Annotated in this window: 13 protein-coding genes; 2 read left to right on the top strand and 11 right to left on the bottom strand. The window is 73.5% G+C overall.

From position 1 onward, the window contains the following. Positions 1–269 precede the first annotated feature (269 nt). From ACIBEA_RS18375 to infC, 8 genes are all read right to left on the bottom strand, one after another. A complete protein-coding gene (locus ACIBEA_RS18375; protein ID WP_399262068.1) occupies positions 270–1,292 on the bottom strand; it encodes a PP2C family protein-serine/threonine phosphatase in 1,023 nt (340 codons plus the stop codon). Between the two features lie 139 nt (positions 1,293–1,431). Continuing rightward, on the bottom strand, positions 1,432–3,975 hold the full coding sequence (pheT, locus tag ACIBEA_RS18370) for a phenylalanine--tRNA ligase subunit beta (RefSeq protein ID WP_399262066.1): 2,544 nt from the start codon (positions 3,973–3,975) through the stop codon (positions 1,432–1,434). Next, positions 3,975–5,102, bottom strand: coding sequence for a phenylalanine--tRNA ligase subunit alpha (gene pheS, locus ACIBEA_RS18365; protein WP_399262064.1), 1,128 nt, complete (start codon positions 5,100–5,102; stop codon positions 3,975–3,977). The genes pheT and pheS overlap by 1 nt, the downstream gene beginning before the upstream one ends. A 152-nt stretch (positions 5,103–5,254) precedes the next feature. After that, entirely contained in the window at positions 5,255–6,460 is a 1,206-nt protein-coding gene (locus tag ACIBEA_RS18360) for an ATP-binding protein (protein WP_399262062.1), read from the bottom strand. Between the two features lie 62 nt (positions 6,461–6,522). Further along, positions 6,523–7,386, bottom strand: a complete 864-nt coding sequence (locus ACIBEA_RS18355) for a TrmH family RNA methyltransferase (protein ID WP_399262060.1) — start codon at positions 7,384–7,386, stop codon at positions 6,523–6,525. A gap of 171 nt (positions 7,387–7,557) precedes the next feature. Further along, on the bottom strand, positions 7,558–7,944 hold the full coding sequence (rplT, locus tag ACIBEA_RS18350; RefSeq protein WP_330329547.1) for a 50S ribosomal protein L20: 387 nt from the start codon (positions 7,942–7,944) through the stop codon (positions 7,558–7,560). A gap of 131 nt (positions 7,945–8,075) precedes the next feature. After that, the gene (gene rpmI, locus ACIBEA_RS18345) at positions 8,076–8,270 is read right to left on the bottom strand and encodes a 50S ribosomal protein L35 (RefSeq protein ID WP_351053231.1); all 195 of its coding nucleotides are present in this window, start codon (positions 8,268–8,270) and stop codon (positions 8,076–8,078) included. A 104-nt stretch (positions 8,271–8,374) separates the two neighbouring features. After that, positions 8,375–9,130: a translation initiation factor IF-3 gene (gene infC, locus ACIBEA_RS18340; protein WP_399262057.1), complete on the bottom strand. Its 756-nt coding sequence runs from the start codon at positions 9,128–9,130 to the stop codon at positions 8,375–8,377. A gap of 404 nt (positions 9,131–9,534) precedes the next feature. Between infC and ACIBEA_RS18335 the strand changes: the two genes are divergently transcribed. Further along, entirely contained in the window at positions 9,535–9,912 is a 378-nt protein-coding gene (locus ACIBEA_RS18335; protein WP_354382649.1) for a DUF1844 domain-containing protein, read from the top strand. Positions 9,913–10,042: 130 nt separating this feature from the next. Here ACIBEA_RS18335 and ACIBEA_RS18330 read toward each other — a convergent pair whose 3' ends face one another. Genes ACIBEA_RS18330 through ACIBEA_RS18320 form a run of 3 tightly spaced genes read right to left on the bottom strand, consistent with a single transcriptional unit; the run spans position 10,043 to position 12,852 of the window. Further along, positions 10,043–10,783 carry an SseB family protein gene (locus ACIBEA_RS18330; protein WP_399262055.1) on the bottom strand — a complete coding sequence of 247 codons (741 nt, stop codon included), beginning with the start codon at positions 10,781–10,783 and terminating at the stop codon, positions 10,043–10,045. A gap of 12 nt (positions 10,784–10,795) precedes the next feature. Continuing rightward, positions 10,796–12,007, bottom strand: a complete 1,212-nt coding sequence (mycP, locus tag ACIBEA_RS18325; RefSeq protein WP_399262053.1) for a type VII secretion-associated serine protease mycosin — start codon at positions 12,005–12,007, stop codon at positions 10,796–10,798. Then, positions 12,004–12,852: a hypothetical protein gene (locus tag ACIBEA_RS18320; RefSeq protein ID WP_399262051.1), complete on the bottom strand. Its 849-nt coding sequence runs from the start codon at positions 12,850–12,852 to the stop codon at positions 12,004–12,006. The genes mycP and ACIBEA_RS18320 overlap by 4 nt, the downstream gene beginning before the upstream one ends. Before the next feature lie 477 nt (positions 12,853–13,329). On the opposite strand from ACIBEA_RS18320, the gene ACIBEA_RS18315 reads away from it, so the two are divergent. Then, entirely contained in the window at positions 13,330–14,532 is a 1,203-nt protein-coding gene (locus ACIBEA_RS18315) for an amino acid deaminase/aldolase (RefSeq protein ID WP_399262049.1), read from the top strand. Positions 14,533–14,544 lie beyond the last annotated feature (12 nt).

Below are 14,544 nucleotides of genomic sequence, written 5' to 3'. Positions count from 1 at the left end.
TCGTCGCTCTCAGATTAGTGGGTGCTCGCTTCACACGGGGTGTGAACCGGATGCGCGCATAAATGCGCCGCACACCCTGCCGCGGGAGTGCCCCGCGGCGCTTCACTGAAGAGCCTCGCCAAAGAGGTAGCCCGGGTCGTCGGCTCCCCCTCGAACAGTGCGACGACCCGTACTGGCGCCGCCCGTTCTGCTGTCTGCCCGACACTCCATGGCAGGCGGGCGGCGCACCCCGACATCCGGACACCCCGACACCCCGGTCGGGCCCGTGCTCAGGCCGGGCCGAACCGGTCGTTGCGCAGCACCAGCAGGGCCACGTCGTCGGCGAGCCGCCCGCTGGTGTGCCGCAGCAGCGCCGCGTGCACGCCCGCGACCAGCCGCGCGGGCGTGAGCGCGGCGGCCGCGGCCGCTTCGGTGACGGCGCCGGCCAGCGGGAAGAAGCGGCCCGCGCGGTCACGGGCGTCCGCGACCCCGTCGGTGTGTAAGAAGAGCGCCTCGCCGGGGGCGAGCCGGCCGCACGGCCGCGCCGCCAGGTCACCGGGACCGGGCAGGGGCAGCACCCCGAGCGGCGGCAGCGTCTCGCCGCCGAGCGGCTCCAGCCCGACGCGCTCCGGGCGCGGGGATCCACCGAGCGTCCCGGGCAGCCGCGCGGGCGGGTGCGGGGCGCGGCCCCGGACGCCGGCGCAGCACGGCTCGGGCACCGGGAGCCAGCGCAGCACGTACGGCCAGGGGTGGCCGCAGTTCAGGGCCAGCAGGGTGCCGTCGGGCGCGATCTGGAGCAGCAGCACCGTGACGAACTCCTCCGGCTCGCTCCCCGCGTGCCGGATCAGCGCCCGCTCCATCCGCCGCAGCACCCCGCCCAGCGTCGCCTCGTCGTGCGCCGCTTCGCGGAAGGAGCCCAGGACCGCGGAGGCCACCCCCAGCGCACCCGGCCCGTGCCCGCGCACGTCACCGATGACCACCCTGACCCCGTACGGCGTGGGCAGCGCCTCGTACAGGTCGCCGCCGACCGACAGTTGGGCCGCGGCCAGCGCCAGCCCGTCGATCCGGGCCGGGAGCGGCCGCAGCAGGGCCCGCTGCACCGCGCCCGCGATCTCCTGGCTGCGCCGCAGCTCCGCCAGCAGCCGCGTGCGGATGTGCAGCGCGCACCCGGTGGCCAGGAGCAGGAAGGCGGCGCAGCTGGCCAGGCTCGGGCCGAGCGGTCCGGGTGAGGACAGCTCCCAGGACACGGCGGCCCCGCCCCAGGCAAGGACGCACACCCGGCGCACGTGGGGCACCCGCCCGCGCGTGATCATCCTCTGTGCCTCCCCTCGGCCGGAACGATTGTGTCCACGACCCGGTGCGCCGGACACGGGTCGCCGAGGTTCTCACCCAAATGAGTGAGGGGCACCTCCGGTGATCCGGATGTGCCCCTCACAGACCTGTCAGCAGGTGCTATGCACCGCGCAGGACCGCCCCGGTGCGCTCGGTGGCCAGGGCCACCGCCGCGTCACGGGCGGCCGTGGACTCCTCCGCCGTCAGGGTGCGGTCCGCCGCGCGGAAGCGCAGCGCGTAGGCGAGGGACTTCTTCCCCTCGCCGACCTGCTCGCCGGTGAAGACGTCGAACAGCCGCAGCGATTCGAGGAGTTCACCCGCGCCCTTGCGCAGCGCGGTCTCGACCTCGGCGGCCGGGACGGCCGCGTCGACGATCAGCGCGACGTCCTGGGTCGCCACCGGGAAGGTGGAGATCCGGGGCGCCCTGAGGGCCTCGCCCCCGGCCGCCGCGAGACGGTCGAGGTCGATCTCCATCGCGCTGGTGCGGGCGGGCAGACCCAGCGCCTTGACGACGCGCGGGTGCAGCTCACCGGCGTGGCCGATGACCTGCTCCACCCCGTCGAGGGTGACGACGAGCTCGGCGCAGCGGCCCGGGTGCCAGGGACCGTACTGGCCCTGGCGCACGACCAGCTCCGCACCGGCCTCGACGGCCAGCGAGCGGGCGGCCTCGACCGCGTCCGCCCAGTCGGCCGGGCGGCCCTTGCCCCACCAGCCGGCCTGCTCGCGCGCACCGGCCAGCACGACCGCGGCGTAGCGCGGCTGCGCGGGCAGGGCCGCGTTCAGGGTCTCGATCTCCTCGGCCGTCGGACGGCGGTCGACGGGCAGCCGCACTGCGACGCCGGCCTGCGGACCGGCCCGGAAGACCGAGCCCGTCTCGAAGAGCGCGAGGTCGTGGCTGCCGCGGCTGTCGTTGCGGCGCAGCGCGCCGAGCAGACCCGGCAGCAGCGTGCTGCGCAGGGCCGGCTCCTCGTCGGAGATCGGGTTGACGAGGGTGACGACCTGGCGGGTCGCGTCGTGCGCCGGCAGCTGGAGCTGGTCGAAGACCTGGGCTCCGAGGAACGGGTAGTTCAGCGCCTCGACGTAACCGGCCCCGGCCAGCGCACGGCCGATGCGGCGGTGCAGCTGCTGGCGCGCGGTGAGCCCGCGGCCCGAAGGGGGCTGCGGCAGCGTGGAGGGCAGGTTGGCGTAGCCCTCCAGCCGGATGACCTCTTCGGCGAGGTCGTTCGGCTCGGCGAGGTCGGGGCGCCACGACGGCACGGTGACGACCAGCTCGTCCTGGCCGTAGACGTCGCAGCCGACCTCCTGGAGGCGGCGCACGACGGTCTCGCGGCCGTAGTCCACGCCCGCCACCCGGTCCGGGTGGTCCGCGCGCATCGCGATGGTGCGCGGGGCGGAGGGGGCGGACAGCTCGGTGACGCCCGCCTCGGCGGTGCCGCCCGCGAGCAGCACCAGGAGGTCGACGGTGCGCTGCGCGGCGGCGGCCGCGGCCTGCGGGTCGACCCCGCGCTCGAAGCGCTTGGACGCCTCGGAGGCGAGCTTGTGGCGACGGGCGGTGCGCGAGATGGACAGCGCGTCGAAGTGCGCCGCCTCGATGACCACGTCGGTGGTGCCCGAGACCTGGAAGGTCGAGCCGGAAGGATCGAAAGGTGTCGTGACGGAGTCGGCGATCTCGGTGTTGGCGCCGCCCATGACACCGGCGAGGCCGATCGGCCCGCTGTTGTCGGTGATCACCAGGTCCTCGGCGTCCAGCGTGCGCGTGACGCCGTCGAGGGTGGTGAACTTCTCGCCCTGCTCCGCGCGCCGGACGCCGATCGGACCGTCCACGCGGGAGCGGTCGTAGGCGTGCAGCGGCTGGCCGAGTTCGAGCATCACGTAGTTGGTGACGTCGACCGCGAGCGAGATCGGCCGCATGCCGGCCTTCTGCAGGCGGCGGCTCAGCCAGATCGGCGAGCGGGCCTCGGGGTCGAGGCCGCCGACCGTACGGGCGGTGAAGCGGTCGCAGCCCTGCGGGTCCGAGACCTGCACCGGGTAGCCGTAGGAGTTCGGGCCGGGGACGTCGAGCAGCGCCGGGTCGCGCAGCGGCAGCCCGTAGGCCGTCGCCGCCTCGCGGGCCACGCCGCGCATCGACAGGCAGTAGCCGCGGTCCGGGGTGACGGCGATGTCGAGGACCTCGTCGATCAGCTCCAGGAGCTTGATCGCGTCGGTTCCGACCTCGTACTCCGGGGGGAGCACGATGATGCCGTGCGTACCGTCGTCGCCCATGCCCAACTCGTCGCCCGAGCAGATCATGCCGTGCGAGGTGCGGCCGTAGGTCTTGCGCGAGGCGATCGCGAAGTCGCCCGGCAGCACCGCGCCGGGGAGCACCACGACGACCTTGTCGCCGACGGCGAAGTTCCGCGCGCCGCAGACGATCTCCTGGGGCTCGCCGGTGCCGTTGGCCTGGCCGACGTCGACCGTGCAGAAACGGATCGGCTTGCGGAAGCCGTCGAGCTCCTCGATGGTCAGGACCTGGCCGACGACCAGGGGACCCTGCAGACCGGTGCCGAGCTGCTCGACGCGCTCGACCTCCAGGCCGGCGTCGACGAGCCGCGCCTGTACGTCACGACCGGTCTCGCCCGCGGGCAGGTCGACGTACTCCCGCAGCCAAGAAAGCGGGACCCGCATCAGATCTCCATCCCGAACGGCCGGGTGAAACGAACGTCACCCTCGACCATGTCTCGCATGTCTTCGACGTTGTGGCGGAACATCAGCATCCGTTCGATGCCGAACCCGAAGGCGAATCCGCTGTACTTCTCGGGGTCCACGCCACAGGCGACGAGCACCTTGGGGTTGACCATGCCGCAGCCGCCCAGCTCGATCCAGCCCTCGCTGGAACACGTGCGGCAGGGGCGGTCGGGGTTGCCCACCGATTCGCCGCGGCACACGTAGCACTGCATGTCCATCTCGGCGGACGGCTCGGTGAACGGGAAGAAGTTCGGGCGCAGCCGGGTGGTCATGTCCTGACCGAAGAGCGCCTGGACCATGTGGTCCAGGGTGCCCTTGAGGTCGGCCATGGTCAGGCCCTCGTCCACGGCGAGCAGCTCGACCTGGTGGAAGACCGGGGTGTGCGTCGCGTCCAGCTCGTCGGTGCGGAACACCCGGCCGGGGCAGACGACGTAGACGGGCGGCTCGCGGTCCAGCAGCGTGCGCGCCTGCACCGGGGAGGTGTGGGTGCGCAGGACGACACCGGACTCGTCGCCGACGGTGCCCTCGGGGCCCTGGACGAAGAAGGTGTCCTGCATCTGGCGCGCGGGGTGGTCGGGGGTGAAGTTGAGGGCGTCGAAGTTGAACCACTCCGCCTCCACCTCCGGGCCCTCGGCCACCTCGTAGCCCATGGCCACGAAGATGTCCGCGATGCGGTCCATCAGCGTGGTCAGGGGGTGGCGGGCGCCGGCCGGGACGCGGTCGTAGGGCAGCGTGACGTCCACGGCCTCCTCGACGAGCACGCGCTCGTCGCGCTCCGCCTCCAGCTCGACCGTGCGCGCGCCGAAAGCCTTGTTCACGGCGCCGCGGGCCTGGCCGACGCGCTTGCCGGCCTCGGCCTTCGCCTGCGGCGGCAGGGCGCCGATCTCGCGGTTGGCGAGCGCCAGGGGCGAGCGGTCGCCCATGTGCGCGGTCTTCGCCTCCCGCAGCGCGTCGAGGTCGCCGGCGGACGCGAAGGCGGCGAGCGCCTCGTCCCGCATGCGCTCGATCTCATCCGGTTTCAGTGCCTCGACCTCAACAGGGTCGTACGACTTGTTCGGTGCCGACATCTCTTCCCGTACTTCCGATGGCTGGCTGGTGGGTCCCCCGCGCGACACGCAGGGCGCGCTCGGCACAAGGACACAAAGGTGCCAAAGGACGAGTCTAAAGGTCGCTGGGGGTGAAGGAGCCCGTGGGCCGCCTGGCGAGACGCTCCGCAGGGTTACTGCGTGAGGTACGCCGGCGCGGCGACGGGCAGGATAAATCGGAATTCGGCGCCGCCGCCGGGGCCGCGACCGACCGTGATGGTGCCGCCGTGGGCTTCCACGATGCCCTTGACGATGTACAGGCCCAGACCGGTGCCGCCGCGCTTGCTGCCCCGCCAGAAGCGGGTGAAGACGCGGCGCATGGAGTCCTCGGGGATGCCGGGGCCTTCGTCGGTCACGGTGACGGCCGTACCCATCTCGTTGTCGTTCTTGGTCGCGGACGCACCGGCCGGAGCGGGTGCCACCTCGATGGTGACGGTTCCCTCACCGTGCCGCACCGCATTTTCGAGCAGGTTGCCGAGGATCTGGTCGATCTTGTCCGGGTCGGCCCACAGATCGGGCAGGGGGCTGGCGACCCGTACGAGGAAGCGGTCCGGTGCCTGGCCGTTCGCGGTGAGCGCCTGGACGTGGCGCGCCACGGCGGTGGCGATGTCCACGGGCTGGCGGCGCACCTCCAGGCGTCCCGAGTCGATCCGGGAGATGTCGAGCAGCTCGGCGATCAACCGGGTGACCCGGTTGGCGTCGGCGTCGACCGTCTCCAGCATGAGCCGCTTCTGGTCGTCGGTGAACCTCTCCCACTTCGCCAGCAGCGTCGCGGTGAACCCCTTGACCGAGGTGAGCGGGGAGCGCAGCTCGTGCGCGACGGTGGCGATCAGCTCGGCGTGGCTGCGTTCGGTGCGGCGCCGGGCCTCGGTGCCGCGCAGGCTCACCACGAGGTGGCTGAGCGGCCCCGTGGGGTGCGTACGGACGTAGCGGGCGCAGACCAGCACCTCGCGGCCGCCGGGCAGCAGCAGGTTGCGCTCGGGCTGGCCGCGCCGGGTGGCGAGGCCGCCGTAGGGGTCGGTCAGCGCCCACCAGCGGCGGCCTTCGAGGTCCTCCAGCGGCAGCGCCTGCTCGATCCGGTCGCCGAGGGCCTTGCCGGGGTCGACGGCGGTGATCCGCGCGGCGGCCCGGTTGAAGCAGACGATCCGGCCCGCATGGTCGGCGACGACCAACCCGTCGGGCAGGTCGTCGGGGTGCATGCCGAAGCCCGCTCCGAGCGCGTCGCCCGGTGCGGCTGCGCCGCCGTCCAGCGGGGACGCGGCCACCGGCTCACCGGGCCCCGCGGACAGGGCCGCCCGCTGGGTGGCCTCCCGCGGGGAGCTGTTCGTACCGACGGTCATGTACCCGTACCCCACATCTCCGGTGGGGTCGCCGCGACGGGCGCCCCCGGGGCGCCACATTACTAGCTGGGGGTCACGGAGCGGCACCCTCCGGGAGCCCGCTGTGCACGGGCGGAGGCGTAGAGGCACACGGCGGCGGCCGTGGCGAGGTTGAGGCTCTCGGCCTTGCCGTGGATCGGGACGCGCACGACGGCGTCCGCGAGTGCGCGGGTCTCCTCCGGCAGCCCCCAGGCCTCGTTGCCGAACACCCATGCCGAGGGGCCGCCCATGGTGCCCGCGTCCAGCTCGGCGTCGAGGTCGTCCTCGCCCGCGCCGTCGGCGGCCAGGATCCGCACGCCGGCCGCGCGCAGCCCCTCGACGGCCTGCTCGACGGGGACGCCCACGGCCACCGGCAGGTGGAAGAGGGAGCCCACGGAGGCCCGTACGGACTTGGGGTTGTAGAGGTCGACGGAGGCGTCCGTGAGGATCACCGCGTCCGCCCCGGCGGCGTCGGCGCAGCGCAGTACGGTGCCCGCGTTCCCGGGGTCGCGGACGTGCGCGAGGACGGCGACGAGCTTCGGGCCGGCCTGCAGGACCGACTCGAAGGAGGTGTCGAGGAAGTGGCAGACGCCGACCAGGCCCTGCGGGGTGACGGTCTGCGAGACCTCGGCGAGCACCTCGTCGCAGGCGTAGTGCACACGCGCGCCGGCGGCCCGGGCCGCCTCGATGATGTCGCTGTAGCGCTCGGCGGCCTCGACGGTGGCGAACAGCTCGATCAGGGTCGCGCCCGCCTCGCCGCGGTGTTCGGCGGCCTCGCGGACGGCCTGCGGGCCCTCGGCGATGAAGCGCCGCTCCTTGGTGCGGAAGTTCCGGCGCGCGAGCCGTCGGGCGGCGGCCACCCGGGGGGATCGCGGGGAGATCAGCTCGGCGGGGACGGGGGTACCCATGGCGGTCGGCTCGCTTCCGTGCGTACTGCGGGTCGAAACGGATCGAAACAGCGCGGACCAGCGGAGAACGGCCGGTCAAACGCACCGGACCCGCAGGCACGAGGCCTGCGGGTCCGGGCTGTGGCCACTGAGGGCCGGTGAGCCGGTGAGGGCTCGTGAAGGACGGACTGCTTAGGCAGCGGCCTTCGGGGCGTTGACGTCGGCCGGAAGCGCCTTCTGGGCGACCTCGACCAGCGCGGCGAACGCGTTGGCGTCGTTGACGGCCAGCTCGGCGAGGATCTTGCGGTCCACCTCGATGTTGGCGGCGTTCAGACCCTGGATGAGGCGGTTGTACGTCATGCCGTTCTGGCGGGCAGCGGCGTTGATGCGCTGGATCCAGAGCCGGCGGAAGTCGCCCTTGCGCTTCTTACGGTCGTTGAAGTTGTAGACCAGGGAGTGGGTGACCTGCTCCTTGGCCTTGCGGTACAGGCGCGAACGCTGACCGCGGTAACCCTTGGCGGCCTCGAGGATCGCCCGACGCTTCTTGTGAGCGTTTACTGCCCGCTTGACGCGTGCCACTTTGTACTCCTTGTAACAGGGCCGTGGTTGTCTTCACACGGCCCGAATTCGATGGGGTCCCGGTCCTGACGTCCCTCCCCCCGGCTCACGCTGGGAGGTGCCCCCGGCCTACGGCCGAGAGCGGAGAGACGTCACTTGCCGAGAAGCTTCTTGATCTTCGCGGCGTCGCCGGGGGCCATCTCCGCGGTGCCGGTCAGGCGGCGGGTGACACGGGACGACTTGTGCTCGAGCAGGTGGCGCTTGCCGGCGCGCTCACGGAGCACCTTGCCAGCACCGGTGATCTTGAAGCGCTTCTTGGAACCGCTGTGCGTCTTGTTCTTCGGCATAGCGCCGTTGTCTCCTCGTCGGTGGCGCTCCCACCGGTCCGGAAGAACCAGGCTGGCGGGAGCGTCAATAGTTTCGGTTGAGTCCGGGGCGGGCTGCTCCGGACTCAGGCCTCGGCAGGAGCCTCGGTGGAGGCGTCCTCGGCCGGAGCGGCCTCGGCTGCGGGGACCTCGGCTTCGGTGGCCTCGTCGGCGAGGACCTCGTCGACTCCGGCCTCGTCCGCGAGGAACTCGTCCTCGGAACCCTCGTCCGTGGCGGAAAGGCCCTGGCGCTCGGCCTTGCGGGCGGCCTGCGCCTCACGGGCCTCGGCCATCGCCTCGGTCTTCTTCTTGTGCGGACCGAGAACCATGATCATGTTTCGGCCGTCCTGCTTCGGGTTCGACTCGATGAACCCGAGGTCCTCGACGTCCGAAGCCAGACGCTGAAGCAGTCGGTAGCCCAGTTCCGGACGGGACTGCTCGCGACCACGGAACATGATCGTGATCTTGACCTTGTCGCCCTGCTTGAGGAACCGGACGACGTGACCCTTCTTGGTGTCATAGTCGTGCGGGTCGATCTTCGGCCGGAGCTTCATCTCCTTGATGACCGTGTGCGCCTGGTTCTTGCGCGCCTCACGGGCCTTCATGGCCGACTCGTACTTGAACTTGCCGTAGTCCATGAGCTTGCAGACCGGCGGCCTGGCGGACGCCGCTACCTCGACCAGGTCGAGGTCGTACTCCTGCGCAAGCTCAAGCGCCTTCGCGAGCGGCACGATGCCGACCTGCTCGCCGCTCGGACCGACAAGTCGTACCTCGGGAACGCGAATCCGGTCGTTGATGCGGGGCTCGGTGCTGATGGATCCTCCTCGGTTGCACCACCACACGGCCGCCTGGCAGACAGCCGCGTAACGTCTCTGACGCGAGACCAACCGACCCGGAACACAAAAAATGCCCCGGACGGGACACAGGCGGGGCTCCTTGGAAATACCGGAACACCACCGCATCACAACATCGCGGGGCGCAGCATCAGGCCGCTTTCCATCGTCCGTACGGAACGATGGATACTGCCTTGACCGGTGACCTGCCATCCCGGAGGACGACTAGGTGGGAGTACGGAGCCTCCACTTGTGGGCCGGACGCATGCGCATCCAGCCGGTCTGGTGACCCCAATATAGCAAGGGGTCTTCCCAGACGCTAACCCGGCCGGGAACCGGCCACCCGCGGAGCCCGGCCCGACGCCGTGGGGGCCCGGTCCCGACCCCCTCCGACACCGGCTTATCGTGAATGCATGACTGACGCGACGCCCCCCGAGACCACCGAAGCCGACCAGGCTCCCGACTACGACGCCATGACCCGCGACATCGCGGACGTGCCCGCGGTCGAGGTGATCACCACGGTGGCCGTGCACCTGCTGAGCGCCGCCGCGGTCAACCTCGGCCTGGACAAGCCCGACTCCGAGCACAAGGACCTCGACGAGGCCCGCAAGCTGATCACGGCCCTGGCCGGACTGGTCACCGCCAGCGCCACCGAGATCAGCTCCTTCCACGCGGCCCCGCTGCGCGACGGCCTGAAGTCGCTCCAGCTGGCCTTCCGCGAGGCCTCGCTGGTCCCGGACGAGCCGGGCCAGGGCCCGGGCGAGAAGTTCACGGGTCCGGTCTTCGGCTGATCCGTCCCGCACCACCCCGCTCGGCGACGGTCCTGGCGGAGTCCCCGGACCGGGGATCCCGCCAGGACCGTTTTTCTGTCCCGGATCTTCAGTCCCGGAACATCAGTCCCGGATCTTCAGTCCCGGATCTTCAGTCCCGGACGAAGAGGAGCTCGCCGGGAGCCGCCGCGTCCGCGGGCAGCAGGGCCAGGTCCAGTCCGCGCACCAGGCGGGCCCGCAGGGTCTCGTCGGCCGCCAGCGCCTCGGCGAGCTCCTGGGCGCTGCGCGCCGGGTCGGCGCCGTCGGCCAGCACCACGGCGAGGGTGCCGTCCGCGTCGGCGCCGGCCGGGCCGAGGTAGGACCGCACGACGCTCCGGGTCGCGACCACGGCCGCCCGTACGGCCCCGGTGACCGCCGGGTCGGCGAGCGGGTCGGCGTCGGTGCGGCCCTCGGCCGCCGCGAGCAGCGCCGGGCCGGTCAGCTGGTAGGGCACCGGGCCCGCGAGGTCCAGGACGAGGGTGTCGGCCTTCTCGTGCGCGAGCGCCGCCAACGCCTGGTGCAGCGGGACGGCCACCGGCCGGGCCGCCGGGTCCCACAGGGCCAGCGAGGCGATCGAGGTGAAGGCGGGCAGCGCCCGCCGGTCGCCCGCCGTGAGGGTGGGGACGGCCATGTCGCTGGTCTTCTCGCGCTTCAGGCCCGTCTCGGGGTCGGTCTCGACCTCGCCGAGCACGGCGACGACCGGGACGAGGAGGCGCGCGTCCTTGAGGGCCGCCAGCACCTGTGGCTCCTGCGATCTGTCCTGGGCCCACGCGGCCAGGGCCGCGCTCAGCCGGGGATCGGCGGTGCCGTCGTCGTCGGAGAAACCGGGGTCTGGAATGTTCTTCTGGGCCACAGTTACCCGACCCTATATCGCGGCGGGGTGCTCTTCGTCCGGCCGGCGCCGCCGGACCAGTACGCCCGCCAGCACGAGCAGCGCCACCCCGGCGCCCGCCGCGACCGGCGCCGCGTACCGGCCGTGGCGCGCGGGGGGACGTACGGGCTCGGGCCCGGGGCCGAAGTATCGGCTCGTGGCCGCGACCGGGGTCGGCGCGATGGAGTCCGCCGTGAGCGCGTCGGCGGCCTGGAGGGCGGCGACCGGGTCGACCAGGCCGTGCCCACGGGCGTCGTCGCGGCCGCCGCGCGGGGCGTCGGAGGCGGTGTCCTCCAGCAGCTTCTTGATCTGCGCGGGGGCCAGCTCCGGGTGGGCGGAGCGGACGAGCGCCACCACGCCCGAGACGGAGGCCGCGGCCGCGCTGGTGCCCCACCCCTCGTAGTAGCCGCGGTCCGGGTCGGCGATGACGATGTCGACCCCGGGGGCACTGACGGTGGCGTACCAGTTGCGGGTGGAGAAGGGTGCCTTGGCGCCCTTGCGATCCACGGCGGTGACGGCGATCACGCCGGGGTAGGCGGCCGGGTAGGAGGTGTGGTCCCCCTGTTCGCCGCCGTTGCCGGCCGAGGCGACCACGACCACGCCCTTGGCCAGGGCGTACTGCACGGCCTCGTCCTCGGCGGCCTCGTGGTGGGCGGACTGGCTGTCGTCGCCCAGGGACATGTTGATCACGTCGGCGCCGTGGTCGGCGGCCCAGCGGATCCCCTCGGCGAGGGCGCCGCCCTTGCTCTCGCGGGCCTTCGCCCGGCCCGGGTCGCCCTCTTCCAGGATCACCCGGACCGGCAGGATCTTGGCCTGCGGCGCGATGCCGAAGACGCCCTGCTGGCGGTTGGGGCCGTGGCCGTGCCCGGCGATCACCCCGGCCATGGCGGTGCCGTGCCGGGCCCACGCGCGATCACCGCGGGAGGCGCCCATGCCGACGAGGTCGGTGCCTTCGAGGACCTGGCCGGCCAGGTCGGGGTGGGTCGCGTCGACGCCGGTGTCGAGCACCGCGACGGTGATCCCGCTGCCCTGGGTGGTGCCCCAGGCCTCCTCCGCGCGCAGGGCGGTGAGGTTCCACTGGCGGTCGCGAATGGCGTCGGCGGCGGCGGGCGGGGCGGCGAGGGCCGCGCAGGCGAGGGCGAGGGCGGCGCAGACCGCGGCGGAGCGGAGCGCGGGGCGGGGCGCGGGGCGGGGCCGGCGGGTCATCGGGACGGCTCCGGTTTCGCCGTGGGGGTGGGCGGGGCGGCCAGTGCGCGCAGGGCGCGCTCTATCCGGTCGGCGACGCCCTTGGCCTCGTAGCCGAGACCGGCCCGGGCGACGGCGCTGGTGTCGTCCTTCTTCACCGCGTCGGCGGCCGGGCGCGGCGACGCGACCGGGCGGCCGTCCGCGAAGGCGGAGACGGAGTAGAGGACGACGGGCGCCTCGGGCAGGACCGACACCGTCCAGGCGCCGCGCTGCCCGTCGGCGAAGCCGTAGCCGGAGGGGACCGGCAGGCGCCCCTTGAGCGCCGTCATCGCGGGGCCGTCGGCCGTGGTGAAGACCATGCCGACGGAGATCAGGGCGCTGCGGGTGGCGTCGGTGTAGGTGGCGCGCAGCACGCGGGTGCAGCCGGTGGGCGCGAGCGGGGCCTGCCAGGTGGCGGGGAGCGCGGTGGCGCACTCCGCGTCGGGGGCGAGGGCGACCCGGGTCCAGGTCCGGTCGGAACCGCCGGGTCCGGCGCCGCGGCCGTCGAGGGTCGGCGGGAAGAGGGTGTCGATCGGGGTCTCGCGCCAGAGCGAGCCCGCCGTGCGGTAGGCGGCGGCGGGGGTGACGGGGCGCTGGCGTGCGTGGTGGTCGGACCAGACGCCGAAGGCGGCGCCGCCGATGAGGGCGAGGCCGGCGGCGGTGGCGATCGCGGCGGCCGCGGTGCGGGCCGGTCCGGTGCGGGCCGGTCCGGTGCGGGCCTGGGGGGCTTCGGCCCCGGGTGCGGCCCAGGGGTCGTGCGGGGCGGCTTGGTCGCCGGGGTCGCCCGGGTCCGTGGGCGGGGCGGTGTGTCGGTCAGACATGGTCATCCGGCGGCTCCGCCCCCGTTCCGTACCGTGCCGTGCCTGCGGGTGCCTGCCCGTACTCTACGACGCCCGCCCGGGCCCGCCCTCAATCGCCGGGCAGGCTGGAGGCGAACCCACCCCCGGCGGGCCCGCAGCCACCTCGCCTCCGGCGGACCCGCGGCCACTTCGCCCCCGGCGGGCCCGCAGCCACCAAACCCCGGCGGGCCCGTACCCACCTTGCCTCCGGCGGGCCCTCAAACGCCGGGCAGGCTGAATCTGCCCTCCAGCCCCGCCGGCGACTTTCAGCCCCGCCGGCGTTTGAGGCGAATCCGTGACGTGCGCCCGGGACGGCCCCCACCAGAACCCCCCAGCCCCGCCGACCCCTTCCAGCCCCGCCGGCGTTTGAGGCGAATCCGTGACGTGCGCCCGGGACGGCGGCCGGTGGCGCGAGGCGGGGCGAAGGGCCTACCCACTGGTAGAGCGGCGTGGCAAGCTGCGCCCATGACTTCCCCCGCCGCCGATCGGGCCCGCTACGACCGGGCCACCGCCCACCTCGACGCGCCGCTGGCCATCGTGGATCTCGACGCCTTCGACGCCAACGCCGACGACCTCGTGCGCCGGGCCGGCGGGAAGCCGATCCGGGTGGCGAGCAAGTCCGTCCGCTGCCGGACCCTGCTCGAACGGGTCCTGGCCCGGCCCGGGTTCGCCGGAATCATGTCCTACACCCTCGCGGAGTCCCTCTGGCTCGCCCGGTCCGGTTTCGAGGACGTCCTGCTCGCCTACCCCTCCGCCGACCGCACGGGCTTCGCCGAGCTCGCCTCGGACCCCAAGTTCGCCCGGGCCGTCACCGTGATGGTGGACGATCCGGCGCAGCTGGAGCTGATCGACCACGCCCGCGACGGCGGGGCCGAGGAGATCCGGGTCTGCCTCGAACTGGACACCGCACTGCACCTGTTGGGCGGCCTCGTCCGGGTCGGCGCCCGCCGCTCCCCGCTGCGCGAGCCGGAGCAGCTGGCCGCACTGGCCCGCGCCGTCACCGCCCGGCCGGGCTTCCGGGTGGTCGGGCTGATGGGGTACGAGGGTCATGTGGCCGGCGTGGGCGACTCCCTGACGGGCCGTCCGTTGCGCTCCCGGGCGATCCGGCTGATGCAGGCGACGGCCCGCAAAGAGCTGGCGGTCCGGCGCGCGGAGACCGTACGGGCGGTGCGCGAGGTCGTCGGGGAGCTGGAGTTCGTCAACGGCGGCGGCACCGGCAGCGTGCAGCAGACGGCGGCCGAGCACGCGGTCACCGAGATCGCCGCCGGGTCGGGCCTGTACGTACCGCGCCTGTTCGACAACTACACGTCGTTCCGCGGGCGTCCGGCGGCCCTCTTCGCCCAGCCGGTCGTCCGGCGACCGGGCGTGGGCGTGATCACCGTGCTGGGCGGCGGCTATCCGGCCTCCGGCGCGGCGGGCGCCGACCGGCTGCCGCAGCCGTACCTGCCGCAGGGTCTGCGCTACGACCCGCAGGAGGGCGCCGGGGAGGTGCAGACCCCGCTGCTCGGCGCCCCCGCGGACGACCTGCGGATCGGTGACCGGGTGTGGTTCCGGCACGCGAAGGCCGGGGAGCTGTGCGAGCGCTTCGACGCGCTGCACCTGGTCGAGGGCGACCGGGTGACGGCCACCGCCCCGACGTACCGGGGCGAGGGCCGCACCTTCCTCTGAGCCGGCGAGCGG

Source organism: Streptomyces sp. NPDC051555, from assembly GCF_044454405.1.
In the GTDB taxonomy this organism is placed as follows: Bacteria; Actinomycetota; Actinomycetes; order Streptomycetales; family Streptomycetaceae; genus Streptomyces.
Note: the sequence above shows the minus strand (reverse complement) of the source record. Positions and strands in the feature narration are given on the sequence as shown.